This is a genomic window from Pandoraea terrae (assembly GCF_902459695.1).
Classification (GTDB): domain Bacteria; phylum Pseudomonadota; class Gammaproteobacteria; order Burkholderiales; family Burkholderiaceae; genus Pandoraea; species Pandoraea terrae.
This window is the reverse complement of record NZ_CABPRZ010000010.1, coordinates 74,246-101,115: the sequence shown is the minus strand read 5'-3', so window position 1 is coordinate 101,115 and position 26,870 is coordinate 74,246. Positions and strand designations below refer to the sequence as shown.

Genomic DNA, 26,870 nt, shown 5'->3' with positions numbered 1-26,870 from the left:
TCAGTCACCCTCGCCCGCCGCAAACGGCAATTCCGCCGCAACGCGCGTGCCGGCGCCCGGCGCACTCGTGACGGTCAGACGCCCGCCCAGCATCAATGCGCGCTCACGCATGCCGAGCAATCCGAGGCGTTTGCGTCCACACGACGGCGCGTTTTCCATGCCGCGTCCGTTGTCCTCGATCGACAGATGCAGCGTGCGGCGGGTCACGTGCAAGGACACCGCGACCCTGGATGCCTGTCCGTGCCGCGCCACGTTCGTCAGGGCCTCCTGCACGATGCGGAACACCCCGGTGCTCAGCGCCGCGCCGATCTCCACCGGCTCCGTAGGCAACGTCACGTCGCACTGCAGGGCGCTACGCTCGCCAAGCGATTCGGCCAGCCATTCGATGGCCGGGCCGAGCCCCAGTTCGTCGAGCAATGCGGGGCGCAAATCGGTGGCCAGGCGCTGCACCGCATCGACCGTGTTGTCGGCAATGTCCTTGAGGCCCTGCAGTTCACGCCGCCAGTCGTCGTTGCCACGCGCGGCCTGTGTCTCGATGACCGACAAGCCCAGGCGCAGCGCGGTCAACGATTGGCCGAGTTCGTCGTGCAGTTCACGCGCGATGCGGGTGCGCTCTTCTTCGCGCACCGATTGCAGGTACGCCGACAGTTCCCGCAATTGTCCCCGCGAGGCGCGCAGGTCGTCCTCGGCCTGTCGGCGCATTTCGGCTTCGCCGAGCGCATCCAGCGCAAACGACAAATCGCTCGACAAGGCGCGCAGCAGACGAACCACGTCGGCGCTGAACAGTTCGGGATCTTTCGCGAACAACAGGCATACCGCGACCGTGCGGCCGCCGCGCGTCAATGGCAACGCCGCGAATCCGGTCATGCCGAGCGCTTGCGCCGCGCGTGCCTGCGGCTTGCAGCGGGTGGCCCGGGCGATGTCGCGGCATACGTAGACGCGGTGGGCATCGCCGCGCCAGGCCAGCGCCCCGGCGCTGGCGTCAAAGCGTTCGCGCAGCGCGGCCGACGCGGCAAAGGATGCGCGCGACGCCTGCCCCCCCTCGAACCGATGGACGCACGCCAGCCGGAACCCGCCAGCCTGCACGGCAATGCGGCAGAAGCGATACAGCAATTGTGTCGCGTCGGCGATTTGCGCAATGACCTGGTTGGTCTTGCTTCGCATTGCATAGAGACGATTCAGGCGCGCGAGCGCCTGCTCGGAGCGCTTTCGGTCGGTGATGTCGCGCGAAATGCCCGCCGTGCCGACGACGGCGCCCGAAGCATCGCGAATCGGTGTCTTGATGGTGTCGAACCAGCGCAGTACGCCGTCGTGCCCGCACCGGATTTCCTCGTACCGCGCGCGCGCGCCGCTCCTGACGACCTCCAGGTCGGTGCGCTCATATTGGCGGCCCCAGTCGCCCGCCCACACGTCGGCAGGCGAGCGCCGAAGGATCTCCGGCTCGCGCAGGCCGCATGCCGCCATGAAGGCGTCATTGACGAGAATGTAGTGCGAATCCTTGTCCTTGAGCCACGCCTGATCGGGAATATTGTTCAGGATGGCCTTGTGCAGCTCGCTGTCGAGTCTCATGTCTCCTCCGGCGCCATGTTCCGCGCTGCCCCGGCGCATTTTGTCGAGGCTGCCATTCATCACGACTCAGTGATGCGTGAATCTTATGAATGACGAAGGATTCATCGGCCCCGATGCGCGTATCTTTGCGCACACTATACGGCGATCAAAAATGAGTGTCGCGGACGTTTTCTAAACGGTGTCGCCTTCGAGGTCGCGGCTGGTCAGATAAATCCCCCGACCGCTATGTTTGGCCCCATACAGCGCCCGGTCGGCTTCGTCGAACACGATGCCGGCGGTCTTGCTCTCGCCCGCCGGGACGAACGTGACGCCGACGCAGGCGCCGATCGCGATGTCGCCAACGGACAGCGCCATCGGCCGCGATGCGGCGTCGAGAATCGCGACGGCTGCGCGTTCGGCCACCCGCGGATCGCCGACATCCGTCATCACGATGGCGAATTCGTCGCCGCCGAAACGGGCGATCGCGTCGGTGCTGCGCACGCACGTTGCCAAGCGTTTGGCGAAGCGGCGCAGGAGTTCGTCGCCGACCGAATGCCCGTAGGTGTCATTGACCGCCTTGAAGCGATCCAGATCGACAAGCAGCAGCGCCTGCGACGATTCTCCGTCACGCGCCCGCCGCATGGCCGTGGTCAGGCGATTGTCGAAACCCTTGCGGTTGAGCAGGCCGGTCAGATGGTCGGTATGCGATTCGCGCCGCCAGCGCCGTTCGTTCGAACGCTCGATAGTAATGTCGCGCACAAACACATGGACGCCGGCGAGGACGTGGCCCGAGACCCACTCGGGCTGATATGACGCCTCGAAGCAATGGTATTCGTCGCCGCTGCCATGCTCCCAGTGGAAAGTCGCCGACTCGCCCTGATAAGCGCGCGCCAGATGCGGCCCGACGACAGCGTACATATCGCCGCCGAGCAACGCCTGCACGGTCTCGCCCACGATACGCCCGCGCGGCCGCTTCAAGCGCAGCTCGCAGGCGCGATTAACGAATGCGAAACGCTCATGCGCATCGAGGAACATGACCAAATACGGCACACGATCGGCGATCTGCTGCATCCGCCGCGCGTTGGCACGCGCGCTTTCTCGCGACGATTCGAGCGCATCGGTGTGATCGCCGAGTTGCAGCATCAGTTGACGGAATTCGTTCGCGAGTGCGCCGATTTCGTCGGCACGCTGCACGGGCAACGCTTCTACCGCCCGCAAATCGCCCGAGCTGCGCTGCACCAGGTCGCGCAAGGTGTCGAGCGGGCGCAGCAACCCACGTGCGACCCACCACATTACGAACGCCGTCAAGGCGATCGCCACGCCTGCCAGAAGCGCCACGCGCTGGCGCACCTTGGTGAGCGGCGAGAAGGCCTCCACGCCTGGCAAGACGGCCACCAGCGCCCAGTGGGTCGTTGCCATGTCGGCCCGCGCGACCAGCGGGCGCATGGACACCAGCAGGCTCGACCCGGTCGTATCGGCGCCACACAGGTTGCGTTCGTCGGCGGCCGGCTTGACGAGCATCGACAGATCCGAGTGCATCACGTAGCGCGAAGGCGTTTCGTCCGTCAGCAAACAATAGCGCCCCGAACTGCCAACATGGCTCGTGGCCAGATCGATGATGAAGTTCTCACGCAACAGATTCACTGCCCCGCCGATCACGGCCGAGACTTCGCCATTCGGGCCATGCACCGGCACGGCAAGCACAACGCCCGGGGCGCCGGTAATCTTGCCCGCGACAAGTCCGGAGATCGCCTGCGGCGCGCCCGCCATCACCCGCTTGAAATAATCGCGGTCGGCGACGTTGAGCGGCGTCTTCGGGAAGGTGGAGTCGAAAAGCAGGCGGCCGTCGGGCGAGGCGATGAAAATCGTGTTGAACGTTTCGGGCATCGATACCGACGCCGAGGCGAACGCCTGCATCTGCGCCGGTGTCATGTCCAGCCGCCCGGCCACGTGGTGCGCCATGCGCTGCAGCGCGAGAAACTTGCCCCGCACCTTGTCGTCGAGCTGATCGCTCACGAGCCGCACCTGCGTATCGAGTTGCGCCTGCAGGGAATCGCGCAACTCCCCGTAGACGAAAAACTCGATCCCGAAGGCGACCCCGGCGATCAGCACCATTGAGACGAGTGCCGTCTTCAGCGCCACGCGTCCCTTTAACGACTCGATCATATTGCCCGCGCGAGAAAGCGATCTTTTGAAAATTTTCCGAAGCTTATCACCGGAAACGGCGCTTTTTTGCGAAACTTGAGCGCGCTCGGCGACGCGGGGCAAGCGCGTTGCAATGGCGCGTCATTCCATCAGGTAAAACGCAGGACTTACCGAGGATCTGCGGGTCCCCAACGGACCTCGAGGCAGCTCCCAACCCAGTTCGCCGACGCAGGTCACGCGCAATGCGCGCACCAGGGCATAAGCGATATCGATCACGGCAGGATGGGATATCCCGGGATTCATTCAGACGCGCGCAGGTACAATGGCCGCATTGATTCAGGACTGAATGCACGTAATGCACCTCAACGACAGCACGACCCAGGACAAGCCGAAAGAGACGCCGATGATGCAGCAGTACAACCGCATCAAGGCCGACCACCCCAACATGCTCGTTTTCTATCGCATGGGCGATTTTTACGAGCTGTTTCACGACGATGCCGCCAAGGCGGCACGTCTGCTTGACGTGACGCTGACCGCGCGCGGTTCGTCGGGCGGTCAGCCGATCCGCATGGCCGGCGTGCCCCACCATGCCGTGGAGCAATACCTCGGCAAACTCGTCAAGCTCGGCGAGTCGGTCGCGATCTGCGAACAGATCGGCGACCCGGCGACCTCGAAGGGGCCCGTCGAGCGCAAAGTCGTGCGCATCGTCACGCCGGGCACGCTCACCGATGCCGCCTTGCTCACCGACAAGGTCGACCATTACCTGCTGGCGGTGCAAATGCCGGCCGCGCGCCGCGCCAGCGAACAGATCGCCGGCCTCGCCTGGCTGAGCCTCGCGAGCGGCGAGTTGCGACTGATGGAGGTGCCCGCCGAGCGGCTCGGACGCGAACTCGAACGCATCCGCCCCGCGGAAACGCTGGTCCCCGATCACGCGGCCGAAGCCTTCGCGGGCCTGCCGGTCGGAACCGCCACGCGCGTGCCCGACTGGCACTTCGACACGCAAGCCGGGACACAGCGCCTGCGCGACCAGCTCGGCGTGGCGAGCCTCACCGCCTTCGGCTGCGACGGCCTCGATCCGGCGCTCGGCGCGGCGGGCGCGTTGCTCGAATACGCCGCCGCGACGCAGGGCCAGATGCTGCGGCATGTGCAAAATCTGAACGTGGAACGGGAGGCGGCCTATATTGGCCTCGACGCCGCGACGCGCCGAAATCTCGAGTTGACGGAGACCCTGCGCGGTACCGAGGCGCCTACGCTGATGTCTCTGCTGGATACTTGCGGCACCACGATGGGCAGCCGCCTGCTGCGCCATTGGCTGCATCATCCGTTGCGTGACCAGCGCGTGCCGCAGGGCCGTCAACAGGCCATCGGCACCTTGCTCGAAGGCGCTGGCACCTGGCGCGCGCTCAATAGCGAATTGCGCCATATTGCGGACGTCGAGCGCATCACCGCGCGGCTGGCGCTGCTGACGGCACGCCCGCGCGACCTGTCGAGCCTGCGCGACGCCATGCGGCGCCTGCCCGAACTCCACGCGACCCTGCGCACCGTGGCCGAGCGTGCGCCGCTGCTCGCCATGCTGCATGAAGACCTCGCCATTCCCGACGCGGCGCTGGCGCTGCTCACAGGTGCGATTGCGCAAGAGCCGTCCGTCATGCTTCGCGACGGCGGCGTCATTGCCCGCGGCCACGACGCGGAGCTCGACGAACTGCGCGACATCTCCGAGAACTGCGGCCAGTTCCTCGTCGATCTCGAAGCGCGCGAGCGCGCCCGCACCGGCATCGGCAACTTGCGTGTCGAATTCAACAAGGTCCATGGCTTCTACATCGAAGTCACGCGCGGCCAGACCGACAAGGTGCCGGACGACTATCGCCGGCGTCAGACGCTGAAGAACGCCGAGCGGTACATCACGCCGGAACTGAAGACGTTCGAGGACAAGGCGCTTTCCGCGCAGGAGCGCTCGCTCGCCCGCGAGAAGATGCTCTACGATGCCCTGCTGCAGGCGTTGCTGCCGCACATCGGCGACTTCAAGCGGATCGCACAGGCGCTGGCCCAGCTCGACGTGTTGAGCGCGCTGGCCGAACGCGCCGAAACGCTCGGCTGGGTTGCGCCGGAACTCGTCGAGGAGCGTGTCGTCACGATTCGCCAGGGCCGTCACCCGGTCGTGGAACGCCAGGTCGAACGCTTCATTGCGAACGACTGCGCCTTGGGGGACGCACGCCGCCTGCTGCTCATCACCGGGCCGAACATGGGCGGTAAATCGACGTTCATGCGGCAAACCGCGCTGATCGCCCTGCTCGCCTATGTCGGCAGTTACGTGCCGGCGGAATCGGTCCGGCTTGGCCCGCTTGACGCCATCTTTACCCGAATCGGCGCGGCCGACGATCTCGCTGGCGGACGCTCGACGTTCATGGTCGAGATGACCGAGTCGGCGGCGATCCTGCATACGGCCACGGAAGACAGCCTGGTACTGATGGACGAAATCGGCCGGGGTACGTCGACATTCGACGGCCTCGCACTGGCGTGGGCGATCGCGCGGCATCTGCTGTCTCACAATCGCGCCTACACGCTGTTTGCCACGCACTATTTTGAATTGACGCAGTTGCCCGAGGAATTCCCGCAATGCGCCAACGTCCACCTGTCTGCCGTGGAACACGGACATGGGATCGTGTTCCTGCACGCCGTGCAGGACGGTCCGGCCAGCCAGAGCTACGGCCTGCAAGTCGCGCAGCTCGCGGGCGTGCCGATGCCGGTGATCCGCGCCGCACGCAAGCATCTGGCCTTGCTCGAGCAACAGGCGCTCGATCCGGCCGCACCGCAACTCGATCTGTTCTCCAGCGCGCATCATGCCGCCGAAGCATCGTTGTTTGAGGCGATTGACGGTTCGCCGGGCGCGCATGGCGGCAACGGCCACGCACCGGCCTTCGACGGCGCAGTCGGTGAAGGGCTCGATCCGGCCAGGGCGGCTGCGCTTGCGCGGCTGGAAACCGTCGATCCGGACGATCTCCGTCCGCGCGAAGCGCTCGATCTGCTCTACGAACTGCGTGGCCTGCTTGCCGGCCGCGCCGGTCACTGACCTCGCGCACGCCCGGATGCACGCCCTGCTGCGGCCGACGATCCCCTCCTGGCGCACCACCGGCTGCCTGCTGTCGCTGGCGCTCGCCTGGGTGGCGGCGAGCCTGCCGCATAGCGCGGCGATGGCTGCCGGCTTGACGAACACCGTTGCGAAAACCTCGGCGAACACGCGCGCAGCGCCGAAGGCAGCCGCCTCGAAACTGCCGCCGTCATTCACGTTTGCCGTATTGGGCGACACGCCGTTCAGCCCGATCGAGGAACCCAGCGTACGCACGGTATTGAGCAATATCGGCGAGAGCGACGCCGCGTTCGTCGTGCATACCGGCAATCTGAAGGGACCGAACGAGTCGTGCGGGGACGCTGTGCTGACGCACCGCATCGCCCTGCTCGCGAGTTCGGTCAAGCCGCTGGTCTACATTCCGGGCGCCAACGAATGGGCGGATTGCCGCCACACGGCCGACGGTGCGTTCAATCCCGTCGAACGGCTTGATTTCCTGCGGGATCACGCCTTCGGCACGGATGCCCCGCTTGGACAGGGAACGCTCGACATCACGCGCCAGAGCGCGCTGGCACGCTATCGGCAGTATCGGGAAAATGTGCGCTGGATGTACAACGGGATCGTGTTCGTTGGCCTGAATCTGCCTGGCAACAACAATAACTACCGCACCGCAGGCGGGCGCAACGGCGAATTCGAGGATCGCGTCGTGGCAACGCGCGTGTGGCTGCAGCACGCCCTTGTCTTCGCCGAGCAAAGGAAAGCGCTGGGGATTGTCATTTTTGCGCAGGCCGATCCGGACTTCGACGCTACGCGCGCGCGCTCCGGTCTTCGCGGCCTGTTCAGCCCACGCCGGCACGACGGATATGCAGAGTTTCGAAGCCAGTTGCAAAAACTGGCCAGCCGCTTCAAGGCGCCGATCCTGCTGATCGGCAGCGGCACGGATTTACAGGTCTCGCAGCCGTTGCGCGACGTGAAAGGCAACGGGGTGAAGCATTTCACGCGCGTCACGACCTACGGTTCGCCGGTTGCAAACCGTTGGGTTCGCATCATCGTCGATGCGCGCGCATCCCGGCTGTATTCGATCGACTCGGCGCCGACGCTCGCGCGCCCGGCGCCAGCCGCGAACGCCAGCTCAGTGGAGGGTGGGCGCTGAGTCGCCTTCGTCTTCGTCTTCGTCGATGATCTCGAGGCCCGATGCGCCGTGCGCGTGCTGGTGCTCGATTTCATCTTCGGTCGCTGCGCGCACGTCCGTGACCTTCAGTTCGAAGCGCAGCGCCATGCCGGCCAACGGATGGTTGCCATCGAGCACGACCTTGTCTTCAGCGACGTCGGTCACCGTGTAGATCAACGTGTCGGCTTCCTCGTCGCCATCTTCCGGCGTGCCTTCGAACTGCATGCCGACTTCGAGCGGCTCCGGAAAACGGCCGCGCTCTTCGACTTTGATCAAAGCCGAATCGTAGTCGCCGAACGCGTCGGTCGGTTCCAACTGCAGTTGCGTTACGAAACCGACGTCCTTGCCATCAAGCGCTTCCTCGATTTTGGGGAACGTGCCATCATAACCGCCGTGCAGGTAGACCATCGGCTCGGCGCCGCTTTCTTCAATCAGATTGCCCTGGGCGTCCGACAGTGTGTAAGTCACCGACACAACGGTATTCTTTTCGATCTTCATCAAACTCTCCGGATAACAGGCCTGCATTATAAAGGAGCCCGCGTCTTCGCTCCTTTCTACTCGCATGACAAGAACCTTGCAACCCTCGACGCTGCTCGGCGGCATGGCCCCCGACGCCTTCATGAAACGGTACTGGCACAAGCGGCCGTTACTGATTCGCCAAGCCCTGCCGGGCTTCACCGCACCGCTGTCGCGCGAGGCGCTGTTCGCGCTCGCGGGGCAAGACGACGTCGAGTCGCGTCTGGTCACGCGCAGCCGAAAGTGCTGGCAACTCGACCACGGACCATTCGATCGCGACGACCTGCCGCCGCTTACGCGACGGCAATGGACGCTGCTCGTGCAAGGGGTCAATCTCCATGCACCGGCGGTCCACGACCTCATGGGCCAGTTTCGATTTATTCCCGATGCCCGTCTTGACGATGTGATGGTCAGCTATGCTGCCGATGGCGGCGGCGTCGGCCCGCACCTCGACTCGTACGACGTTTTCCTGCTGCAGGCGCACGGCCAGCGCCGCTGGCGCATTTCGGCGCCGCACGACACGTCGTGGCAGGAAGGTGTCCCGCTGCGGATCCTCAAACACTTCGAAGCGGAAGAAGAATGGGTGCTCGAGCCCGGCGACATGCTGTACCTCCCGCCGGGCTACGCGCACGACGGCGAGGCGATCGGCGAGTGCATGACGTATTCGATCGGATTTCGCGCGCCGCTTGAACAGGAACTGCTGCAGAACTTTCTGTACTACCTCGCCGAGAACGCCCCCGAACTCCCCTTCGGCCGCCATTTCGACGGTCGATACGCAGATCCGAAACAGCCCGCCGTGCAAAAGCCCGCAGCGTTGCCCGACGCGATGGTGGACACGCTGCTCGCACAACTCGAGCGCGTGAAATGGGGACGTCGTGAAGTGTCGGATTTTCTGGGGCGCTGGCTCAGCGAACCGAAGTCGCATGTGTATTTCGATCCCCCCGAGAAGCCGCTCACGCACGCGCGTTTTGCCGCGGCGGCAGCGCTGGGCGGCGTAAGGCTCTCGCCGAAGTCGCAGTTGTTGTATGAACGCAACCGTTTCTTCATTAACGGCGAACCGCTTGAAGTGCCCGTAAATACTCGCGCAGCGCTGCGCAAGCTGGCTGACGATCGGGCCATTTCGGGGGGCGAATGTACAGTTTTCGCGCAAAAAGACCATCAAATTCAGGAAATTCTGTACGATTGGTACGCCGCAGGATGGTTGCTGCCCGGAGCAGACCCGGGGCCGCCGCGAAAGTTGCGTGCGATCGCCAAAAAAGCGGCGTGATTACGCGAGATATTGATGACGCATCGGGGAAAACCCAATATAATTTCTCGCCAAGCAGCTTGCATGACTCAGGGTAATCCTCAATTGCCGCAGTCGCGCAATCAGCTTTGCGCTGGCAAGAGCGTATTTACCGGTATCTAAAATTTTTATTTGCTTGTCTTCTACCATAAAAGGACGTGATCATGAAGAAGTCTCTCCTCGTCGCTTCGTTGTTGGCTATCGCCCTGACCGCTTGCGGTAAGAAAGAAGAGGCTGCTGCTCCCGCCGCTGACAACGCCGCTTCGGCTCCGGCTGCTGAAGTCGCTTCGGCTGCTGGTGCTGCCGCTGAAGTCGCTGCTTCGGCTGCTGGTGCTGCTGCTGACACCGCCGCTTCGGCCGCTGGTGCTGTTGCTGAAGCAGCCTCGGCTGTTCAAGCTGCTGCCAGCAAGTAAGCGCTTTCTGCCGATTCTGGCAGAAAAAAAAAGCCGGCTGCAAGCCGGCTTTTTTCATGGGCGCGTGAATCATGTGCCCTGGTTCGTCCTAGAGCGTCTGCCAGCCGAAACCGTCCGCCTGTGTGGCCACCAGAATTTCCGCCGCCGCCGTCCCCAATACTGCCGCCAACGCGGCCGTCGCCAACGCCGGTGAGTTGTTCTGCTCGCTCAGGTGTGCGGCAATCACACGCTGAAGCCGCGTGCGGTCCAGCGCCGCCAGGATTTCCGCCGCCGTATCGTTGGCCAGATGTCCGTACGTGCCGCCAATGCGCGCACGCAACGACGGCGGATACTTGCTGGCAGCCAGCATCTCGCGGTCGTGATTGCATTCGAGCACAAGCGCATCACAGCCGCCCAGCACGCCGATCAGGTGGGCCGTGGCACTCCCGACATCGGTCAGCACGCCGAGCCGGCGCTGCCCGTCTCCGAAGACGAACTGCAGCGGCTCACGCGCGTCGTGCGGCACGGTATAGGGGAGCAATTCGATCGCACCGATGGCCAGGCTGACATCGGAGCGGCACCAGCGTACATCGGCGCCGGCCGCGCCCTTGACGGCTTGCCCGGTCCCCCAGCTCATGTACAGCGGAATGGCGTGCTTGCGCGACAGCGTCAGCGCGCTGCCGATGTGATCGGCGTGTTCGTGGGTGATGACGATCGCATCCAGGCTGGATGCCTCGACCGAGCGGGCAAGAAGGCGCCGCTCGACTTCGCGCATGGAGAACCCGCAATCGAGGAGAATACGGGTCGTCGAGGCGCCTTCCGACGCCTCGACCAGCAAGGCATTGCCTTCGCTGCCGCTGCCGAGACTGGCGAACCGCACACTCCGCCTTAACGGAGCTGGTTGCTCAGCACGCCAATGATGGTCTGCGCGATGGTGGAGTTGTCAACCTTGCCTGCGTCGTCCAACACCTGCACGCGGGTCTTGTTCTCACCTTGACCCTGCACGTTCACGCTGTACTTCTTCGCCTTCTTGCTGTCCTGCACTTCCTTCGCATGGAACAGGCTGTAGAAGAACCCGTTGTCCTTCGCCAGTGACGCCGGATCAACGTAGCTCACGTAGTACATGCCCTTCGCGCGGTCGCGATCGTCGACCGTGAAGTTGCCACGGTCGAGTGCCACGCCGACACGGCGCCATGCGCGGTCAAACGGTTCGTCGATGTCGAGATACGCCACATCGCCGCTCTTGACTACCTGCGTCGCCGGCGCCGCCGACTTCGCCGATTCCACTTGCGCCTTGGCCTGATCGGACTGCACGCCCAGCCGCTGCATCAGCTTCGTCAGGAAAATCGCTTCGAGACCCGGATCGCTCGGTGCCGGCTCCCATTTCGTCGTGTCCTTCTGCGCGTTCGTGAACACTTCGACCATGCGGCGATGGCTGATGTACACGTCAGTGCTGCCGTCCGCTTCACGCTCGACACGCGTGCGGAAACGATCGCGTTCGCCGGTCGAATACAGGCCGTCCAGCACCTTGCCGAGCAAGTCGCGCACGATATCCTGCTGGAGCTTGGCGCGGTTCTCGGCCCAATCGGTCTCCATGACACCGGTGTCGGTCGAGTCGACCGTCAGCACGAAGCCGTTTTCCTGCCAGAATTCACGCAGGGTCGGCCACAGTTCGGCCGGCGCCTTCTGGATCACCAGCCAACGCTGATTGCCGTCACGCATCACCTTCATGCCCGGCACCGGCGGCAGGACCTTGTCGGCCGGCTGAGCCGCAGTGATCTGCGACTGCTTCTCATACGTCGACAGCGTGGCCGTGCCGCCCGGCGAGGCATAGCGGCGGTCATTCGACGCCGCACTCGTCAGGTCCGGGGGAACGTCGAGCGAAGGACCGCTCTTGGCGCTCTTGTATTCAACCTTGTCGGAGGACAGAGCGGACGTGAGCGAACTGCAACCGGCAAACAGCGCCATCGATGCGATAGCGGCCCATGCCAGCACGGGACGAGCTTTGGTCAAACTGACGATTCGTTTCATGAGTCGCAAAAAAAGGTAGTCAAGCGATCCCGCGTGGTTCAGGCGAACACGCCGCTATCGCGCAGCGCGCTGCGCACCGTATCGTGACAGGACGATGCCAGCGGCGTCAACGGCAAACGAATGCCCGAGCGGATCTTGCCCATGTGCTGCAGGGCCCACTTCACCGGAATTGGATTGGCTTCGACGAACATCGCACGATGCAGTTCAAGCAAACGGAACTGCAAATCGCGCGCCTTGGCCACATCGCCGGCCATCGCAGCTGCGCACAGGTCATGCATTGCGCGCGGCGCCACGTTGGCGGTGACCGAGATGTTGCCCTGGCCGCCCATCAACATCAGCATGACGGCCGTCAGGTCGTCGCCGCTGTATACCGCGAAGTGCTTCGGTGCCGCCTTGATCAACTGCGTGCCGCGGTCGAGGTTGCCCGTGGCGTCCTTCACACCGATGATGCCGGGCACCTGCGCCAGCCGCAGCAGCGTTTCATTGCTCGCGTCTGCGACCGTACGACCGGGCACATTATAGAGGATCGCGGGCAGGTCCACGCTTTCCGCGATTTTGCGGAAATGCTGGTACATGCCTTCTTGCGTCGGCTTGTTGTAGTACGGCACGACCTGCAGCGAAGCATCGGCGCCGGCTTTCTTCGCGTACTCGGTCAGCTCGATCGCTTCGGCGGTCGAGTTGCCGCCCGTGCCGGCAATGACCGGCACGCGCTTGTTCGTGTGATCGACGGCCAGCTTGATCAGCGCGCAATGCTCTTCGACCGAGACGGTCGGCGATTCGCCGGACGTGCCGACGATCACAATGGCATCCGTGCCTTCAGCAATGTGCCAGTCAATCAGGTTTCGCAGGCCGTCGTTGTCGAGGCTGCCGTCCTCCAGCATGGGCGTCACGATCGCGACGATGCTTCCTCGAATCGGTGTTTGGGTAGTCATGATTTATCGGTCAATTCTGCGATAAAGGTGGATTGTAGCGGATTACGCGCGCAGCTCGTAAAGCGCGACGTGTCCCGCAGCTTCGCCAGGTGCCGGACGCACCGCGCAAAGCCGCTGCACACAGGCCTCACGAGGCAAGGCCGCGACGCCGTCCTCATAGGCCACGACACGCAGACCCGCTGCGTCGGCCAGCGTCAAAAGTTCGCCGGGCGCAAGCAGGAACGCGGGATTCGACGGCTTTCCGAATCTCTCGTTGCCTTGCGCGAAGGTTTCATACAGCAAAATACCGCCAGGTGCCACGCTCTTGGCGATACGCAGCAGCAGCGGACGATGCAGGTAGTTCGTGACGATCACCGCGTCGAAACGGCTGTCGTCGGGCAGCGGCCACGGGCCGTTTTCAATATCGGCCTCGATACGCCTCACGGCGGCCGGCAGCGAAGCCAACGCGGCCGCGTCGCGATCGATCGCCGTCACCGTTGCGCCATGGGCGAGCAGCCAGCGCGTATGACGGCCATGTCCGCAGGCAAGGTCGAGCGAACGCGCGTTCGCGGGCAGCAGGTGCGCCCATCGCTCGAGCCACGGGGAGGCCTCGCTCATGAGTAGTGCAGCCCCATGGCTTCACGGACCTCACGCATGATTTCCTGCGCCGATTTACGTGCCTTGTCACACCCGTCGGCGACGATGGCGCGCAAGAGCGACGGGTCGTCCATGTATTTCTGCGCACGCTCGAGCATCGGTTGCTGCTCGCGCAGGATGCCGTCAATCACAGGCTGCTTGCACTCCAGGCAGCCGATGCCGGCGCTGCGGCAGCCCTTCTGCACCCATTCGCGCGTATCGTCGTCGCAATAGACCTGATGCAGTTGCCACACCGGACACTTTTCCGGCTCGCCCGGATCGGTGCGGCGCACACGCGCCGGGTCTGTCGGCATGGTGCGCACTTTTTTGGTAATCGACTCCTTGTCCTCGCGCATGCCGATGGTGTTGCCGTACGACTTCGACATCTTCTGCCCGTCGAGACCTGGCATGCGCGACGCCGGCGTCAGCATGGCTTGCGGCTCGACCAGAATCAGCTTGCGCGCGCCTTCGAGATAGCCGAACAGGCGCTCGCGGTCGCCCATGCTGAGCGACTGCGATTCGGAGAGCATGGCCCGCGCCTGCTCCAGCGCCTCGTCGTCGCCCTGTTCCTGGTACGCGGTGCGCAGCTCCAGATAAAGCTTGGCGCGCTTGTTGCCGAGCTTCTTCGCGGCCTGCAGCGACTTCTCTTCGAAGCCTTGCTCGCGGCCGTAGAGATAGTTGAAGCGGCGGGCGATCTCGCGCGTCATTTCGACGTGCGGCACCTGATCCTCACCGACCGGCACATGCAAGGCGCGGTACAGCAGGATGTCGGCGGCCATCAAGACCGGGTAGCCGAGAAAACCGTAGGTGGAGAGGTCCTTGTCCTTGAGCTTCTCGATCTGTTCCTTGTACGTCGGCACGCGCTCGAGCCAACCGAGGGGCGTGCTCATGCCGATCAGCAGCGCCAATTCGGCGTGTTCGGGCACCTTGCTCTGGATGAACAGCGTTGCCTGATTCGGATCGATGCCGGCGGCCAGCCAGTCGATCAGCACCTCCCACACGTTCTGCTCGATGATTTCGGGCGTTTCGTAGTGCGTGGTCAGCGCATGCCAGTCGACAACGCAGAAGAAGCACGGGTATTCGGACTGGAGCTTGACCCAGTTCTTGAGCACGCCGTGATAGTGACCCAGGTGCAGGCTGCCCGTGGGGCGCATGCCGGAAAAAACGCGTTCGGGGTACATGATCTGGTTATCGTTATGTCTTTCAGGAAAACAGCGCGAGCAGCGGCGTCAGCAGGAAGCGGATGGCGTCCTGGCCCAGGTTGATCAGGGGCCACAGCCACACGCGGCCGAGCACGCCGCTGACCACCAACGCCAGCACAATGAAGAAACCGTACGGCTCCAGGCGCCCCAGCGTATAGCTGAAGCGCTGCGGCAACAGGCTGACGAGGATGCGCCCGCCATCGAGCGGCGGAATGGGAAACAGGTTGAACATGCACATCACGAGATTGACGAGCAAACCGGCCTGCACCATCGACGACAGGAACGTCTCATGAACGTCGAACAACTGCAACGCAACCCCGAACAACACCCAGAGAATCGCCTGGATGAAGTTGCTGGCCGGGCCCGCGAGCGCCACCCAGATCGTGTCGCGACGCGGATTGCGCAAGCTCGAGAAGGCCACCGGCACCGGCTTGGCGTAGCCGAACAGGAAGCTCCCGCCCGTCGCGAAGTACAGGAAGAGCGGCACCAGCACCGTCCCGACGGGATCGACGTGCTTGAGCGGGTTCAGCGTCACGCGCCCCATCAGGTAGGCGGTGGGGTCGCCGAAATACTTCGCCACGTAGCCGTGGGCGGCTTCGTGCAAGGTAATGGCGAACAGCACCGGCAGCGCGTAAACCGCAATCGTTTGAATCAGGTCGGAAGTCATAGCCGGCTATTGTAGCAAGGGGCCGCCGCCATCGGTATTTCGCGCGTACGCCGGCAGGCTGCCAAGGGGCTTACGCGGACAGGCCAAACGGTGCGAGCGGCCCGCGTCCGGCCCGAATCAGCACCGGCGGCGCTTCCGTCAGATCGATCACCGTCGACGGCTCCTGGGCGCACGCGCCGCTGTCGATGACGAGGTCGACCTGCTTCTCGAGCCGCGAACGGATGGCCTCGGGATCGTTGAGCGGCTGTGTCTCGCCCGGCATGATCAGCGTCGACGCCAGCAGCGGCTGCCCCAACGCTTCGAGAATCGCGAGCGTGATGGCATGGTCGGGCACGCGCAGGCCGATCGTCTTGCGCGACGGATGCGAGAGCCGTCTCGGCACTTCCTTGGTGGCCTCGAGTATGAAAACGTACGGGCCGGGTGTTGTGGCCTTGATCAGGCGGTACTGCCGGTTGTCCACGAGCGCAAAAGTCGCCAATTCGGACAAATCTCGCACCAGCAGCGACAACATCTGTTTGTCGTCGAGGCCCCGAATGCGGCGAATCCGATCGACGGCGCTCTTGTCGTCGAGATGGCACGCCAGCGCGTAGCTCGAATCGGTCGGCAATGCCACGACGCCGCCGCCATCGATGATCTGGATGGCCTGCTTGATGAGGCGTGGCTGCGGGTTATCGGGATGAATATGGAAAAATTGGGACATGGGGTGTCGTCAATGCCAGCGTGACCAGACCGGAGTGAGGTCGTCCGGCAGCGGCGGCAGCTTGCCAAGCATTGCCCGGCTTTCCGTCGGCCCGTGAAAATCGGAACCGCGCGAGGCGAGAAAACCGTAGCGTCGCGCCACGTCGGCATACTCCCGGTACTGATCGGGGGTATGGCTGCCTGTCACGACCTCGATGGCTTCGCCGCCGAGATCGTGGAAGGTGTCGAACAGCACGCCGAATTCGAGCAGCGAGAACTTGTACCGGCCCGGATGTGCAATCACCGCCGTGCCGCCCGCGCCGCAAATCCACTTCACGGCGTCTTCCAGCGTGGCCCAGCGATGCGGGACGAAGCCCGGCTTGCCTTCTGCAAGATAACGCGTGAAGACGTCAGATACCGACGCACACTTGCCGATCTCGACGAGGTAGCGCGCAAAATGGGTGCGCGAAATCAGGTCGGGATTGCCGACGAATTTCAGTGCGCCCTGATAGGCGCCGGGAATGCCGGCGGCCGCCAGCTGCTCACTCATCTTTTTCGCGCGCACGGCACGTCCGCCGCGTGTGTCGGCAAGCCCGCCGATCAGCGCCGGATTCGCGGGATCGATATTCAAACCGACGATATGCACGGTCCGGCCCGCCCACGTGATCGAAATCTCCACCCCCGGGACATAGCGCATGCCCAGCGCCTCGGCCGCCACACGTGCTTCCTGTTGGCCGCCGACTTCGTCATGGTCGGTGAGCGCCCACAGGTCAACGCCCGCTTCGAAGGCGAGTTGCGCCACCTCGGCCGGCGCCAGGGTGCCGTCGGAGATTTTGGAGTGACAGTGAAGATCCGCGTTGAACATGATGCGTGGCCGTGATAACGGTTTCATTCTACCGCACCGCCGCATTGCGTGCGGGGCGGATCCACGCGCCGCAACCACCGCCGCGGCCACGCATCTTCAGTTCATTGGCAAAATTCGTCGATCAACGCCGCCACCTGCGCCGGCTGGTCGTGATGCACCATATGGCCCGCATCGTCGAGGAACACTTCACGAAGTTGCTTGAACGCCCGGAAACGCTCCCGGAACTTACCTCTGTCCGCCTCACTCGTCAGATGGCGCAAGACCTCGGAATCGTTCGCCTCCACGTACAGCACGGGAGCGCCGATATTGCCCCATATCGCGAGCGTTTCGTCGAGACGGTACGGATATGGGCTGGCGATCTTGTGCGCTGCGTCGCCCAACAGGTGCCAGAGGCCGTCGTCGCCGCGCCTGGCCCAATGTGGCGCGAGAAACGCGGCGCGCGCGTCGGTCAGGCGCGGGTTCGTCTTGCGCAAACGCGCCGCCACGTCTTCAAGGGATGCGTACGGACGCAGCGTGGGGGGCTCGCGCAAGTCGTCGAGCCATTTGGCCATCTGCTTGATGGCGGCGGACGGTTGTGTCGCAGGCAGACCAAAACCCTCGAGGTTGACGAGCCGCTTCACGCGCGCCGGGCGCACGCCCGCATAGTGGCACACGACATTGCCGCCCATGCTGTGGCCCACCAGGTTGACGGCCTCGCCCGGGGCATATACGTCAAGCAACGCTTCGAGGTCGGCCAGGTAGTCGGGAAACCAGTAGCTGCCTGCGCGGCCGTCCGATACCGGCCAATCCGTGAGGCCAAACCCCCGCCAGTCGGGCGCAATGATATGCCAGCGTTCGGCCAGGGCATCAGCCACGAACTGGAACGAAGCCGACATGTCCATCCAGCCGTGCAGCAGGAACAGTTTCGGGGCACCCGGCGTGCCCCACTGGCGGACATGATGGCGAAGACCGCGCACGGTCGTGAATTCGGAACGCGAGGGAGTCATAGGCAACAGCGACGCCTTACATCGCCGCAGGGAATCGGTCAGCGTTCGAGTATATCGGTTGGCGGAAAAACGAGCTTACTCGCCTTGGACGAGGGCCAGCAATTCGTCTTCGCCGAATCCTGCTGCGCGGCGCGCTTCGAGGTTGAACGGACCGCGCAGGCGCGGCGCACCATATTGTCGTGCAAGGCGTGCGTAGGTCGGGACCGGATCGCACCGGTCGCGCTCGCATCCCCAGCGGTACCAGCGATTACCGATGGCCACGTGGCCGATTTCGTCGCGCAGGATGATGTCGAGAATTTCCGCGGCGCGCGTGTCCCCGGCATTCGCAAGTTTGGCGCGGATCGGCGGACTCGCATCGAGCCCCCTCGCCTCCAGCGTGCGCGGCACCAGCGCCAGCCGGGCCAGCCAGTCGCCCGAGGTGCGTTGCGCCATGTCCCACAGGCCATCGTGCGCGGGCAGACTGCCGTAATAAAATTCGCGCCCCAGACTCGCCAGGTGGTCGGCCAGCAGGGTGAAATGGAACGCTTCTTCAGCCGCCACGAGGAGCCAGTCGTCGTAATACGCCGCCGGCAGGCCGTCGAAGCGCCAGATGGCGTCCAGCGCGAGATTGATCGCGTTGAATTCGATGTGAGCCAAGGCATGCAGCATGGCTGCGCGGCCGGCGACGGTGCTGACGGCGCGCCGCTCCAGCTCACGCGCCGACACCAGGCGCGGCGCAGCCGGACGCCCCGGCACGCCGGGGGGCTCCGCCAGACGCAGAGCGGGCTGCCAGACAGCCCGGCCACCGGTCACGGCCTCGCGCAATGCGGTGACGCCGGCGGCTTTCCGGTACGGATCGGTAACACACAGGAGTGTCAGGGCAGCGTGGCGCGCGCATCCGGGCGCGTCAGCCTGCGTCAAAGCGCCTTTTTGCGGCGCGGGAGCGATTTCGGGCATGGCGGTACAATAGGGATTCCGCTCATTTTAGCCGTGTTCAGGACCAGGCCATGCCGATCTATAAAATTGGAGACAAGACCCCGCAAATCCACGAAAGCGCTTTCGTGGCCGACACCGCCGCGATCATTGGCGAAGTGTTCATGGCCGAGAACTCGAGCGTTTGGCCTGGCGTGACGATTCGCGGCGACAACGAACCGATCCGGATCGGCCGCAGCACCAATGTCCAGGAAGGCGCGGTGTTGCACACCGACCCCGGTTTTCCGCTGACGCTGGCCGAAAACGTCAGCATCGGCCATCAGGCCATGCTGCATGGCTGCACGGTCGGCGAAGGCTCGCTGATCGGCATCCAGGCCGTACTGCTCAACGGCGCGGTCATCGGCAAGCATTGTCTCGTCGGCGCCGGCGCGCTGGTCACGGAACGCAAGACGTTTCCCGACCGCTCGCTCATTCTCGGCACGCCCGCGAAGGTCGTTCGCGAGCTGACCGACGAAGAAGTGGCCAATTTGCAGCGCAATGCAGACGGTTACGCCGAACGCCGTCAGCTGTTCAAGGAAAAACTCGTCCGCATCGGCTGACGACGCTGCGGGGCCGCCCACCCCGCAGGGCCGTTGAAAATGCGGCGATCCGGCACCATCTGGGCGGTGATATCAGCGTGAACACGCCCTCGTCTTCGCCGCATTTTTCAGGAATTTGCTTCGTGTCCGACCAGCTTCACAAATTCATGTTCGACGCCGCGCCCGTGCGCGGCGAATATGTCACCCTCGATGCCACGTGGCAAGCCGTGCTCGAGCGTCACGACTATCCGCTGCCCGTGCGCACCTTGCTCGGCGAAATGATGGCCGCCGCCGCGCTGCTGTCCGCCAACATCAAGTTCGACGGTGCGCTCGTCATGCAACTGCATGGCAACGGCCCCGTGCACATGCTGGTCGTCGAATGCAATGCCGACCTGACGATGCGTGCGACGGCCAAATACAGCGGCAGCATCCCTGACGACGCCACGCTGACCGACATGGTGAACGCGGACGGCCACGCGCGCTTCGCCATCACGCTCGATCCACGCGACAAAGTGCCGGGACAGCAACCGTATCAAGGCATTGTGCCTCTGGTCGGCGAAGACGGACCGCTGGCCGACATGGCCGACGTCCTTCAACACTACATGCATCGCTCGGAGCAGCTCGACACGCGTCTGTGGCTGGCGGCGGACGCCCAACGCGCTGTCGGCGTCCTGCTGCAACGCCTGCCGGATCATGGCGGCACGGCCGGCGCCGGCGCTGAGCGCGCGCCGGATCACGACGAAGACGCATGGGAGCGCGCCTGTCAGCTCGGCAACACGCTCACCCGCAAGGAGATGCTGGAGACGGCGCCGGAAACGATGATGCGCCGCCTGTTCTGGCAGGAAGACTTGCGCGTGTTCGAGCCGCAGGCAACCGTGTTCCGTTGCAGTTGCTCGCGACAGAAAGTCGGCGGCATGCTGCGCATGCTGGGTGTCGAGGAAGCCACCAGCATCCTGAGCGAGCGCCCCGACATCGAAGTCGCCTGCGAATTCTGCCGCCAGCAGTACCGTTTCGATCCGGTTGATGTGGCGCAACTCTTTGCGGGGGAAACGATCTCAGCAGGTGTCGCCCCTGCGCCGTCGCAACATCATTAGGGCGCATCTCTGCCGAATGGAGGCCGCCATGCGCAAGCTGCCAACTTTCCCGCCACGTCCGGCGAGCCGGACGTTGGCACGCCGTGCAGCCCCCCTCGGATTCGCCAGCGCGACTGCAGCGATTGCTTTGCTGCTGGCATCCGGCTGCGCGAGCGTGCCGCCCCCGGGCGCGCCGATCGCACGCCTGCCCGCCAGCCAGATGACGCAGCTCGCGCCGCCGTTGTCGGATGCCGAAAGACAGCGCCTCACACAGCTCGACGCCCGCATACTTGCCGAACAGGAGCGGGCGATTGCGAACGAGCGGGCATGGGCGGCATACAGCGACGCGGCACGAGCTTACTGGAACGATGGCTATCCGTACGGAGGCTACGGCTGGCCGCGATGGTACGGCGGCCCGTACTATGGCGTGGGGATCGGATTCGGCTTTTGAGGCCGGCCAGACCGGCGGCCCTGCATAAAAAAACGGCGCTCATCCATCAGGAGAGCGCCGTCTTCGTTTGGCCATAAAACCTCGGCCAGTCAATGCTTCTTGCCGTGCGCGGGCGGCGGCGTGGGCGCTGCGGCGCCGACCGACTTGTGCGCAGGTGCCGCCGCAGCCACGGGCGGCATCGCCACGGCTGCGCTGGCGCCTGCGGAGGCGCCGGACGGCATGCCGGAGCCGTCCGGCGCGACAAACTGCACGAACACCTCGCCATCCTTGACCATGCCCAGCTCGAAGCGGGCGCGCTCTTCGATGGCGGCGGTGCCTTCCTGCAAGTCCTGCACTTCGCCCGCCAGGCGGTCGTTGCGTTCCTTCAATTGCTCGTTTTTCTGCTGCTCGGCCGCGAGCTGATCGCGCAATTCGCGCACGTACAGCCAGCCGCCGTGGCCGAACCAGAGCGGATACTGGAGGGCTGCGAGCAGCAGCACCAGCACCAAGGTCACGATTCGCATGCTTTCGCCTGGCAAGTCACCCGCGCAAACGCCGCGGCATTTGCAGCGGCGCGCGCGGGCATTCGGGGTTAGCGCAGATTGTAGAAGGTTTCCTTACCCGGGTACGAAGCGATATCCCCCAGATCTTCCTCGATGCGAAGCAACTGGTTGTACTTGGCGATACGATCGCTGCGCGAGAGCGAGCCGGTCTTGATCTGGCCGGCGTTGGTGCCCACGGCGATGTCGGCAATGGTCGAATCTTCGGTTTCACCCGAACGATGCGACACGACGGCCGTATAGCCGGCGCGCTTGGCCATCTCGATGGCGGCAAACGTTTCCGTCAGCGTGCCGATCTGGTTGATCTTGATCAGGATCGAGTTACCGACGCCTTGCTCGATCCCTTGCTTGAGGATCTTGGTGTTGGTGACGAACAGGTCGTCGCCGACCAGTTGCACCTTCTTGCCGAGCTTGTCGGTCAGGATCTTCCAGCCTTCCCAGTCGTTCTCGGCCATGCCGTCTTCGATCGAGACGATCGGGAACTTGTCGCACAGGTTGGCGAGGTAGTCGGCGAACTCGGTCGGGGTCAACTGCAGGCCTTCGCCTTCGAGATGGTACTTGCCGTCCTTGAAGAATTCCGACGAGGCGCAATCGAGCGCCAGCAGGACATCTTCGCCGGCACGGTAGCCCGCTTGCTCGATCGCGGCCAACACGGTGGTCAGGCACTCGTCGTTGCTGGCGAAGTTCGGTGCGAAACCGCCTTCGTCGCCCACCGACGTGCTCATGCCGCGTTCGCCAATGATCTTCTTGAGTGCGTGGAAAATTTCCGTGCCGCAGCGCAGCGCTTCGCGGAAGCTCGACTGGCCGACCGGCACCACCATGAACTCCTGGATATCCAGGCTGTTGTTGGCGTGCGCGCCGCCGTTGATGATGTTCATCATCGGCACCGGCATCTGCATGGCGCCCGAGCCGCCGAAATAGCGGTACAGCGGCAGGCCGGCTTCTTCGGCAGCCGCCTTGGCGACGGCCATCGACACGGCCAGCGTGGCATTGGCGCCGAGGCGCGACTTGTTGTCCGTGCCGTCGAGTTCAATCAGGGTCTTGTCCAGGAAGGCCTGTTCGGCGGCATCCAGGCCCATGATCGCTTCCGAGATCTCGGTGTTGATGTGTTCGACGGCCTTCAGCACGCCACGGCCGAGGTAACGGCTCTTGTCGCCGTCACGCAGTTCGATCGCTTCGCGCGAACCGGTCGACGCACCCGACGGCACCGCCGCGCGGCCCATCACGCCCGACTCCAGCAGCACGTCGCACTCGACCGTCGGGTTGCCGCGCGAGTCCAGCACTTCGCGCCCGATGATATCTACGATTGCACTCATGTATTCCTCGGTATCTGAATAACTAAACGCTAAATGAACCTGCTACGCACTACGGCGTCGTGTCGCGGGCGCGAGACCTGGACGGTGGCGGATAAGCCCCGTCGCGGGCGGGGGGACGCCGGCAGCGCCATGCAGGCGCCGGTTGCGCGGCCACTCCCCCCTCGGTGCGCAAAACGCGGCCGCCCGGTAGGGCCAGCCGCGCCGTCAGCTTAACGACTCGGCGCCTTCATGCCAAGCGCCGTGCCGCTATATCCGACCTGTGCGCAGCGCTATAGTGGCGTGCGCCGGCCGGAAATTTTTCAATCAGTTGAAATTCTGTTCCAGAAACGCGCCCTGCTTGACGGCCGCATCGATCGTCCGCAGCGTGCCCAGCAGCTCGCGCATGCGTCCCAGCGGCACGGCGTTTGGCCCGTCGGACAAGGCCTTCGACGGGTCCGGATGGGTTTCCATGAACAAGCCCGACACGCCCACGGCCACGGCCGCGCGCGACAACACCGGCACGAACTCGCGCTGGCCGCCTGAGCTGGTGCCCTGGCCGCCCGGCAATTGCACCGAGTGCGTGGCATCGAACACGACCGGCGCACCGGTCTCGCGCATGATCGCCAGTGAGCGCATGTCGGAGACCAGATTGTTGTAGCCGAACGAAACGCCGCGCTCACAAGCCATGAACACGTCGTCGGGCAGGCCCGCCTCGCGTGCGGCGTCGCGGGCCTTGGCGATGACGTTGATCATGTCGTGCGGGGCGAGGAACTGGCCCTTCTTGATGTTCACCGGCTTGCCCGACTGCGCGCATGCCCGGATGAAATCGGTCTGGCGGCACAGGAACGCCGGCGTTTGCAGGACATCCACCACGGCGGCGACTTCCGGCACTTCCTCTTCGGTGTGCACGTCGGTCAGGACCGGCACGCCGATCTGGCGCCGCACTTCGTCGAGAATCTTCAAGCCGGCATCCCGGCCCGGGCCGCGAAACGACTTGCCCGAGCTACGGTTGGCCTTGTCGTACGACGACTTGTAGATGAACGGAATGCCAAGCGCACCGGTAATTTCCTTCAATTGGCCGGCGACGTCGATGGTCATCTGTGCCGACTCGACGACGCACGTGCCTGCGATCAGGAAAAACGGTTTGTCGAGACCGACGTCGAAACCACACAGCTTCATGGGGGACTCCTGAATCTATCCGACGCTTACGCGGCCTTCTTGCGCGACTGCTGGCCCGCCAGCGCCGCTTCGACATACGCCCTGAACAACGGGTGGCCGTCACGCGGCGTCGAGGTGAATTCCGGGTGGAATTGCACGCCCACGAACCACGGATGGACCTGCTGCGGCAGCTCCATCATTTCCGGCAGGTTCTCGGTCGGTGTACGCGCCGAGATCACCATGCCCGCACCTTCGAGTTGCGGCACGTAATGGTTGTTGACTTCGTAACGGTGACGATGGCGCTCGTTGACGTTCTCGCCGTAGATGCGCGAAGCCAGCGTGCCCGGCTTGACCGGCACACGTTGCGAGCCCAGGCGCATCGTGCCGCCCAGGTCCGAATCTTCCGAGCGCTTTTCGATCTGGCCGTCGCGGTCCTGCCATTCGGTGATCAGGGCGACGACCGGGTGCGGCGAGCCCGGCTCGAATTCCGTGCTGTTGGCATCGGCCAGCCTGGCGACGTCGCGCGCGAATTCAATCACGGCAAGCTGCATGCCCAGGCAGATGCCCAGGTACGGCACGCGGTTTTCACGAGCGTAACGGATCGCGCGGATCTTGCCCTCGGTGCCTCGACGGCCGAAACCGCCCGGCACGAGGATCGCATCGAGATGCTTCAGGACATCGGTGCCGTCTTTCTCGATCTGCTCCGAATCGATGTACTCGATGTTGACCTTCGTTTCCGTGTGGATCGACGCATGCTTGAGCGCTTCGATCAGCGACTTGTACGATTCGGTCAGGTCGACGTACTTGCCGACCATGCCGATCGTGACTTCATGCTTCGGATGTTCGACAGCCTCGACCAGACGGCTCCACATCGACAGGTCGGCCGGCTTCGGCGTGAGCTTGAGCTCTTCGCAGATGATGCGGTCCATGCCCTGATCGTGCAGCATTTGCGGGATCTTGTAGATCGTGTCGACGTCCCACACCGAAATGACGGCGTCTTGCGGGACATTCGAGAACAGCGAAATCTTGGCGCACTCATCGGCCGGGATTTCGCGATCGGCGCGGCACAGCAGCACGTTCGGCGAAATGCCGATTTCGCGCAGCTTCTGCACGCTGTGCTGGGTCGGCTTCGTCTTGAGCTCACCTGCGGTGGCGATGTACGGCACCAGCGTCAGGTGCACGAACGCCACGCTGTTGCGCCCCAGGCGCAGGTTCATCTGACGCGCGGCTTCGAGGAACGGCAGCGACTCGATGTCACCGACCGTGCCGCCGATCTCGACGATGGCGACGTCGGGATGGCCGTCCCACGCGGAACGCGCGCCGCGCTCGACGAACGCCTGAATTTCGTTGGTGATGTGCGGAATCACCTGGACCGTCTTGCCCAAGTACTCGCCGCGGCGCTCCTTGCGGATCACCGATTCGTAGATCTGGCCAGTCGTGAAGTTATTGGCCTTGCGCATCTTGGCGCTGATGAAGCGCTCATAGTGGCCCAGGTCCAAATCGGTTTCAGCGCCGTCCTCGGTCACGAACACTTCGCCGTGCTGGAACGGACTCATCGTGCCAGGATCGACGTTGATGTAAGGATCAAGCTTGAGGAGGGTGACTTTGAGGCCACGCGATTCGAGAATCGCGGCCAGAGATGCGGCAGCAATTCCCTTACCAAGAGAGGAAACCACGCCGCCCGTGACAAAAACGAATTTGGTCATCGCAGTAATTGCTCGCGGGAAAGCCGGATTATACCCGAATCCGGCCGCCCTCTCAGCGCCCTTCCCGCCAAATTTTGGCCTTGACAGGCGCCCGGGACGCCTTGATTCCAGTGCCGGCGCGGCCCGGCGCGTCAGGCGGCGCGTCCCCGCCCTGTCCGATCGCCGCGAAGGTCGGCGAGCATGCTGCGCAGCGCGGCGGCCGTCTCGACGGGACGTTCCATCGGGAACAGATGGCTGCCGCGAATGTAGCGCAGATGCTCGCCGACAATCTTGCGCGTGGCCGCGAGTCCGACCTGACGCAGCTCGCGCGAGCGCGTGCCGGCAAGGAAGCCGACCGGCACCGGCACGCCGCGCGCCGCACGGGCGCCGAGGCGGCGCGGCAGCGTCAGATAGATGCGATATTCGATTTCGCGGCGAAACGCGAGCGTGCGCTCCGGGCCGGCGCCGACAAGGTGGGTGCCGTGGTCGATGTAGTCGTGCAAGACGTCTTCGTCCCAGCGGGCGAACGCGGGCTTGCCCGCGAAATGCGACCACGCCGCATCCCAGTCGGGCCAGCTCATGCGGCGATTTTTCGTCACGCCCGCCGGCGACAGCCGCTCGTAAAGGCCCGTCAATAGCCCGAGCCGGAGCAGCTGGGCACGCCAGCCGGGCGCAACCAACGGCGAATCGATCATGACGACGCCCCGCACGAGACGCGGCGCCTTAAGCGCCGCCATCAAACTCAGGAAACCGCCCAGCGAATGGCCGACGAGCCACACCGGCTCCGTATATTCGCGCGTCAGCGTGTCGACAAGCTCATCGCGCAGGCAACGCCATTCGGGCGTCACGGGGTAGCGCGGATCGTGGCCGATGCGTTCGATCGCCCGAACGTCGTAATCGTCGCCCAGCGCGGCCCACAGCTTCCGGTAAACGCCTGCCGGAAAGCCGTTGGCATGGGAAAAATGAATGATCTCTTTGGCCATGGAATGCACAATGCCGCAACAGGCGGCGGGGGGGCGGGGGCGAATCCGCCTATTCTAGCGACGCGCGGCACGGCGAACGCGCACGAGCGTAGAGGG

The 26,870-nt window shown here is 64.2% G+C and carries 25 protein-coding genes; 7 read left to right on the top strand and 18 right to left on the bottom strand.

All coding sequences use genetic code 11. The features are described from left to right. Together PTE30175_RS28675 and PTE30175_RS13605 are read right to left on the bottom strand one after the other, a co-directional pair. Entirely contained in the window at positions 1 to 1,569 is a 1,569-nt protein-coding gene (locus PTE30175_RS28675; RefSeq protein ID WP_224788760.1) for a sensor histidine kinase, read from the bottom strand. 171 nt (positions 1,570 to 1,740) lie between these two features. Beyond that, positions 1,741 to 3,714 (bottom strand): sensor domain-containing diguanylate cyclase, encoded by a 1,974-nt coding sequence (locus PTE30175_RS13605; RefSeq protein ID WP_150697598.1) that lies wholly within the window; start codon positions 3,712 to 3,714, stop codon positions 1,741 to 1,743. A 334-nt stretch (positions 3,715 to 4,048) separates the two neighbouring features. On the opposite strand from PTE30175_RS13605, the gene mutS reads away from it, so the two are divergent. Next, entirely contained in the window at positions 4,049 to 6,763 is a 2,715-nt protein-coding gene (gene mutS / locus PTE30175_RS13600; RefSeq protein ID WP_224788759.1) for a DNA mismatch repair protein MutS, read from the top strand. Between the two features lie 16 nt (positions 6,764 to 6,779). Continuing rightward, on the top strand, positions 6,780 to 7,913 hold the full coding sequence (locus tag PTE30175_RS13595; protein ID WP_150697597.1) for a hypothetical protein: 1,134 nt from the start codon (positions 6,780 to 6,782) through the stop codon (positions 7,911 to 7,913). On the opposite strand, the gene PTE30175_RS13590 is transcribed toward PTE30175_RS13595, so the two are convergent. Next, complete coding sequence (locus PTE30175_RS13590; RefSeq protein ID WP_150697596.1) at positions 7,893 to 8,429, bottom strand: FKBP-type peptidyl-prolyl cis-trans isomerase; 537 nt, start codon at positions 8,427 to 8,429, stop codon at positions 7,893 to 7,895. The two genes, PTE30175_RS13595 and PTE30175_RS13590, sit on opposite strands and share 21 nt — an antisense overlap. 64 nt (positions 8,430 to 8,493) lie before the next feature. On the opposite strand from PTE30175_RS13590, the gene PTE30175_RS13585 reads away from it, so the two are divergent. Further along, positions 8,494 to 9,714, top strand: a complete 1,221-nt coding sequence (locus tag PTE30175_RS13585) for a cupin domain-containing protein (protein WP_150697595.1) — start codon at positions 8,494 to 8,496, stop codon at positions 9,712 to 9,714. 182 nt (positions 9,715 to 9,896) lie between these two features. Further along, positions 9,897 to 10,145: a hypothetical protein gene (locus PTE30175_RS13580; RefSeq protein ID WP_150697594.1), complete on the top strand. Its 249-nt coding sequence runs from the start codon at positions 9,897 to 9,899 to the stop codon at positions 10,143 to 10,145. Positions 10,146 to 10,233: 88 nt separating this feature from the next. On the opposite strand, the gene PTE30175_RS13575 is transcribed toward PTE30175_RS13580, so the two are convergent. From PTE30175_RS13575 to PTE30175_RS13530, 10 genes are all read right to left on the bottom strand, one after another. Further along, positions 10,234 to 11,004, bottom strand: a complete 771-nt coding sequence (locus tag PTE30175_RS13575) for an MBL fold metallo-hydrolase (RefSeq protein WP_150697593.1) — start codon at positions 11,002 to 11,004, stop codon at positions 10,234 to 10,236. Positions 11,005 to 11,012: 8 nt separating this feature from the next. Then, positions 11,013 to 12,155, bottom strand: a complete 1,143-nt coding sequence (gene bamC / locus PTE30175_RS13570; RefSeq protein ID WP_150697592.1) for an outer membrane protein assembly factor BamC — start codon at positions 12,153 to 12,155, stop codon at positions 11,013 to 11,015. A gap of 38 nt (positions 12,156 to 12,193) precedes the next feature. Continuing rightward, positions 12,194 to 13,087, bottom strand: coding sequence for a 4-hydroxy-tetrahydrodipicolinate synthase (gene dapA / locus PTE30175_RS13565; protein WP_150697591.1), 894 nt, complete (start codon positions 13,085 to 13,087; stop codon positions 12,194 to 12,196). A 42-nt stretch (positions 13,088 to 13,129) separates the two neighbouring features. After that, positions 13,130 to 13,684: a class I SAM-dependent methyltransferase gene (locus PTE30175_RS13560; RefSeq protein ID WP_150697590.1), complete on the bottom strand. Its 555-nt coding sequence runs from the start codon at positions 13,682 to 13,684 to the stop codon at positions 13,130 to 13,132. Beyond that, positions 13,681 to 14,883 carry a tryptophan--tRNA ligase gene (locus tag PTE30175_RS13555; RefSeq protein WP_150697589.1) on the bottom strand — a complete coding sequence of 401 codons (1,203 nt, stop codon included), beginning with the start codon at positions 14,881 to 14,883 and terminating at the stop codon, positions 13,681 to 13,683. The genes PTE30175_RS13560 and PTE30175_RS13555 overlap by 4 nt, the downstream gene beginning before the upstream one ends. A gap of 22 nt (positions 14,884 to 14,905) precedes the next feature. Then, positions 14,906 to 15,571: a site-2 protease family protein gene (locus PTE30175_RS13550; protein WP_150697588.1), complete on the bottom strand. Its 666-nt coding sequence runs from the start codon at positions 15,569 to 15,571 to the stop codon at positions 14,906 to 14,908. Between the two features lie 70 nt (positions 15,572 to 15,641). Beyond that, positions 15,642 to 16,271 (bottom strand): L-threonylcarbamoyladenylate synthase, encoded by a 630-nt coding sequence (locus tag PTE30175_RS13545; protein WP_150697587.1) that lies wholly within the window; start codon positions 16,269 to 16,271, stop codon positions 15,642 to 15,644. 9 nt (positions 16,272 to 16,280) lie between these two features. After that, positions 16,281 to 17,114: a 3',5'-nucleoside bisphosphate phosphatase gene (locus PTE30175_RS13540; RefSeq protein ID WP_150697586.1), complete on the bottom strand. Its 834-nt coding sequence runs from the start codon at positions 17,112 to 17,114 to the stop codon at positions 16,281 to 16,283. Positions 17,115 to 17,215: 101 nt separating this feature from the next. Then, positions 17,216 to 18,100, bottom strand: coding sequence for an alpha/beta fold hydrolase (locus tag PTE30175_RS13535; RefSeq protein ID WP_150697585.1), 885 nt, complete (start codon positions 18,098 to 18,100; stop codon positions 17,216 to 17,218). Between the two features lie 75 nt (positions 18,101 to 18,175). Beyond that, a complete protein-coding gene (locus PTE30175_RS13530) occupies positions 18,176 to 19,036 on the bottom strand; it encodes a ferritin-like domain-containing protein (RefSeq protein WP_150697584.1) in 861 nt (286 codons plus the stop codon). Positions 19,037 to 19,086: 50 nt separating this feature from the next. Here PTE30175_RS13530 and PTE30175_RS13525 point away from each other — a divergent pair, with 50 nt between their 5' ends. From PTE30175_RS13525 to PTE30175_RS13515, 3 genes are all read left to right on the top strand, one after another. After that, positions 19,087 to 19,611: a gamma carbonic anhydrase family protein gene (locus PTE30175_RS13525; protein WP_150697583.1), complete on the top strand. Its 525-nt coding sequence runs from the start codon at positions 19,087 to 19,089 to the stop codon at positions 19,609 to 19,611. Between the two features lie 122 nt (positions 19,612 to 19,733). Next, complete coding sequence (gene hslO / locus PTE30175_RS13520; RefSeq protein ID WP_150697582.1) at positions 19,734 to 20,684, top strand: Hsp33 family molecular chaperone HslO; 951 nt, start codon at positions 19,734 to 19,736, stop codon at positions 20,682 to 20,684. Positions 20,685 to 20,712: 28 nt separating this feature from the next. Beyond that, complete coding sequence (locus tag PTE30175_RS13515) at positions 20,713 to 21,114, top strand: hypothetical protein (RefSeq protein ID WP_150697581.1); 402 nt, start codon at positions 20,713 to 20,715, stop codon at positions 21,112 to 21,114. A gap of 89 nt (positions 21,115 to 21,203) precedes the next feature. Here PTE30175_RS13515 and ftsB read toward each other — a convergent pair whose 3' ends face one another. The 5 genes from ftsB to PTE30175_RS13490 form a co-directional block, all read right to left on the bottom strand. Then, positions 21,204 to 21,617: a cell division protein FtsB gene (gene ftsB, locus PTE30175_RS28670; protein ID WP_150697580.1), complete on the bottom strand. Its 414-nt coding sequence runs from the start codon at positions 21,615 to 21,617 to the stop codon at positions 21,204 to 21,206. A 68-nt stretch (positions 21,618 to 21,685) separates the two neighbouring features. Continuing rightward, a complete protein-coding gene (gene eno, locus PTE30175_RS13505) occupies positions 21,686 to 22,969 on the bottom strand; it encodes a phosphopyruvate hydratase (RefSeq protein WP_150697579.1) in 1,284 nt (427 codons plus the stop codon). 303 nt (positions 22,970 to 23,272) lie between these two features. Further along, complete coding sequence (gene kdsA, locus PTE30175_RS13500) at positions 23,273 to 24,127, bottom strand: 3-deoxy-8-phosphooctulonate synthase (RefSeq protein ID WP_150697578.1); 855 nt, start codon at positions 24,125 to 24,127, stop codon at positions 23,273 to 23,275. 26 nt (positions 24,128 to 24,153) lie between these two features. Beyond that, the gene (locus PTE30175_RS13495; RefSeq protein WP_150697577.1) at positions 24,154 to 25,812 is read right to left on the bottom strand and encodes a CTP synthase; all 1,659 of its coding nucleotides are present in this window, start codon (positions 25,810 to 25,812) and stop codon (positions 24,154 to 24,156) included. Between the two features lie 131 nt (positions 25,813 to 25,943). After that, positions 25,944 to 26,774 carry an alpha/beta hydrolase gene (locus tag PTE30175_RS13490; protein ID WP_150697576.1) on the bottom strand — a complete coding sequence of 277 codons (831 nt, stop codon included), beginning with the start codon at positions 26,772 to 26,774 and terminating at the stop codon, positions 25,944 to 25,946. Positions 26,775 to 26,870: the final 96 nt, after the last annotated feature.

What these genes read in the sequence shown, in the direction of transcription:
- PTE30175_RS28675 (WP_224788760.1), bottom strand. Translation starts at nt 1,569, where the DNA reads ATGAGACTCGACAGCGAGCTGCACAAGGCCATCCTGAACAATATTCCC.
- PTE30175_RS13605 (WP_150697598.1), bottom strand. Translation starts at nt 3,714, where the DNA reads ATGATCGAGTCGTTAAAGGGACGCGTGGCGCTGAAGACGGCACTCGTC.
- mutS (WP_224788759.1), top strand. Translation starts at nt 4,049, where the DNA reads ATGCACCTCAACGACAGCACGACCCAGGACAAGCCGAAAGAGACGCCG.
- PTE30175_RS13595 (WP_150697597.1), top strand. Translation starts at nt 6,780, where the DNA reads ATGCACGCCCTGCTGCGGCCGACGATCCCCTCCTGGCGCACCACCGGC.
- PTE30175_RS13590 (WP_150697596.1), bottom strand. Translation starts at nt 8,429, where the DNA reads ATGAAGATCGAAAAGAATACCGTTGTGTCGGTGACTTACACACTGTCG.
- PTE30175_RS13585 (WP_150697595.1), top strand. Translation starts at nt 8,494, where the DNA reads ATGACAAGAACCTTGCAACCCTCGACGCTGCTCGGCGGCATGGCCCCC.
- PTE30175_RS13580 (WP_150697594.1), top strand. Translation starts at nt 9,897, where the DNA reads ATGAAGAAGTCTCTCCTCGTCGCTTCGTTGTTGGCTATCGCCCTGACC.
- bamC (WP_150697592.1), bottom strand. Translation starts at nt 12,155, where the DNA reads ATGAAACGAATCGTCAGTTTGACCAAAGCTCGTCCCGTGCTGGCATGG.
- dapA (WP_150697591.1), bottom strand. Translation starts at nt 13,087, where the DNA reads ATGACTACCCAAACACCGATTCGAGGAAGCATCGTCGCGATCGTGACG.
- PTE30175_RS13560 (WP_150697590.1), bottom strand. Translation starts at nt 13,684, where the DNA reads ATGAGCGAGGCCTCCCCGTGGCTCGAGCGATGGGCGCACCTGCTGCCC.
- PTE30175_RS13555 (WP_150697589.1), bottom strand. Translation starts at nt 14,883, where the DNA reads ATGTACCCCGAACGCGTTTTTTCCGGCATGCGCCCCACGGGCAGCCTG.
- PTE30175_RS13550 (WP_150697588.1), bottom strand. Translation starts at nt 15,571, where the DNA reads ATGACTTCCGACCTGATTCAAACGATTGCGGTTTACGCGCTGCCGGTG.
- PTE30175_RS13545 (WP_150697587.1), bottom strand. Translation starts at nt 16,271, where the DNA reads ATGTCCCAATTTTTCCATATTCATCCCGATAACCCGCAGCCACGCCTC.
- PTE30175_RS13540 (WP_150697586.1), bottom strand. Translation starts at nt 17,114, where the DNA reads ATGTTCAACGCGGATCTTCACTGTCACTCCAAAATCTCCGACGGCACC.
- PTE30175_RS13535 (WP_150697585.1), bottom strand. Translation starts at nt 18,100, where the DNA reads ATGACTCCCTCGCGTTCCGAATTCACGACCGTGCGCGGTCTTCGCCAT.
- PTE30175_RS13530 (WP_150697584.1), bottom strand. Translation starts at nt 19,036, where the DNA reads ATGCCCGAAATCGCTCCCGCGCCGCAAAAAGGCGCTTTGACGCAGGCT.
- PTE30175_RS13525 (WP_150697583.1), top strand. Translation starts at nt 19,087, where the DNA reads ATGCCGATCTATAAAATTGGAGACAAGACCCCGCAAATCCACGAAAGC.
- PTE30175_RS13515 (WP_150697581.1), top strand. Translation starts at nt 20,713, where the DNA reads ATGCGCAAGCTGCCAACTTTCCCGCCACGTCCGGCGAGCCGGACGTTG.
- ftsB (WP_150697580.1), bottom strand. Translation starts at nt 21,617, where the DNA reads ATGCGAATCGTGACCTTGGTGCTGGTGCTGCTGCTCGCAGCCCTCCAG.
- eno (WP_150697579.1), bottom strand. Translation starts at nt 22,969, where the DNA reads ATGAGTGCAATCGTAGATATCATCGGGCGCGAAGTGCTGGACTCGCGC.
- kdsA (WP_150697578.1), bottom strand. Translation starts at nt 24,127, where the DNA reads ATGAAGCTGTGTGGTTTCGACGTCGGTCTCGACAAACCGTTTTTCCTG.
- PTE30175_RS13495 (WP_150697577.1), bottom strand. Translation starts at nt 25,812, where the DNA reads ATGACCAAATTCGTTTTTGTCACGGGCGGCGTGGTTTCCTCTCTTGGT.
- PTE30175_RS13490 (WP_150697576.1), bottom strand. Translation starts at nt 26,774, where the DNA reads ATGGCCAAAGAGATCATTCATTTTTCCCATGCCAACGGCTTTCCGGCA.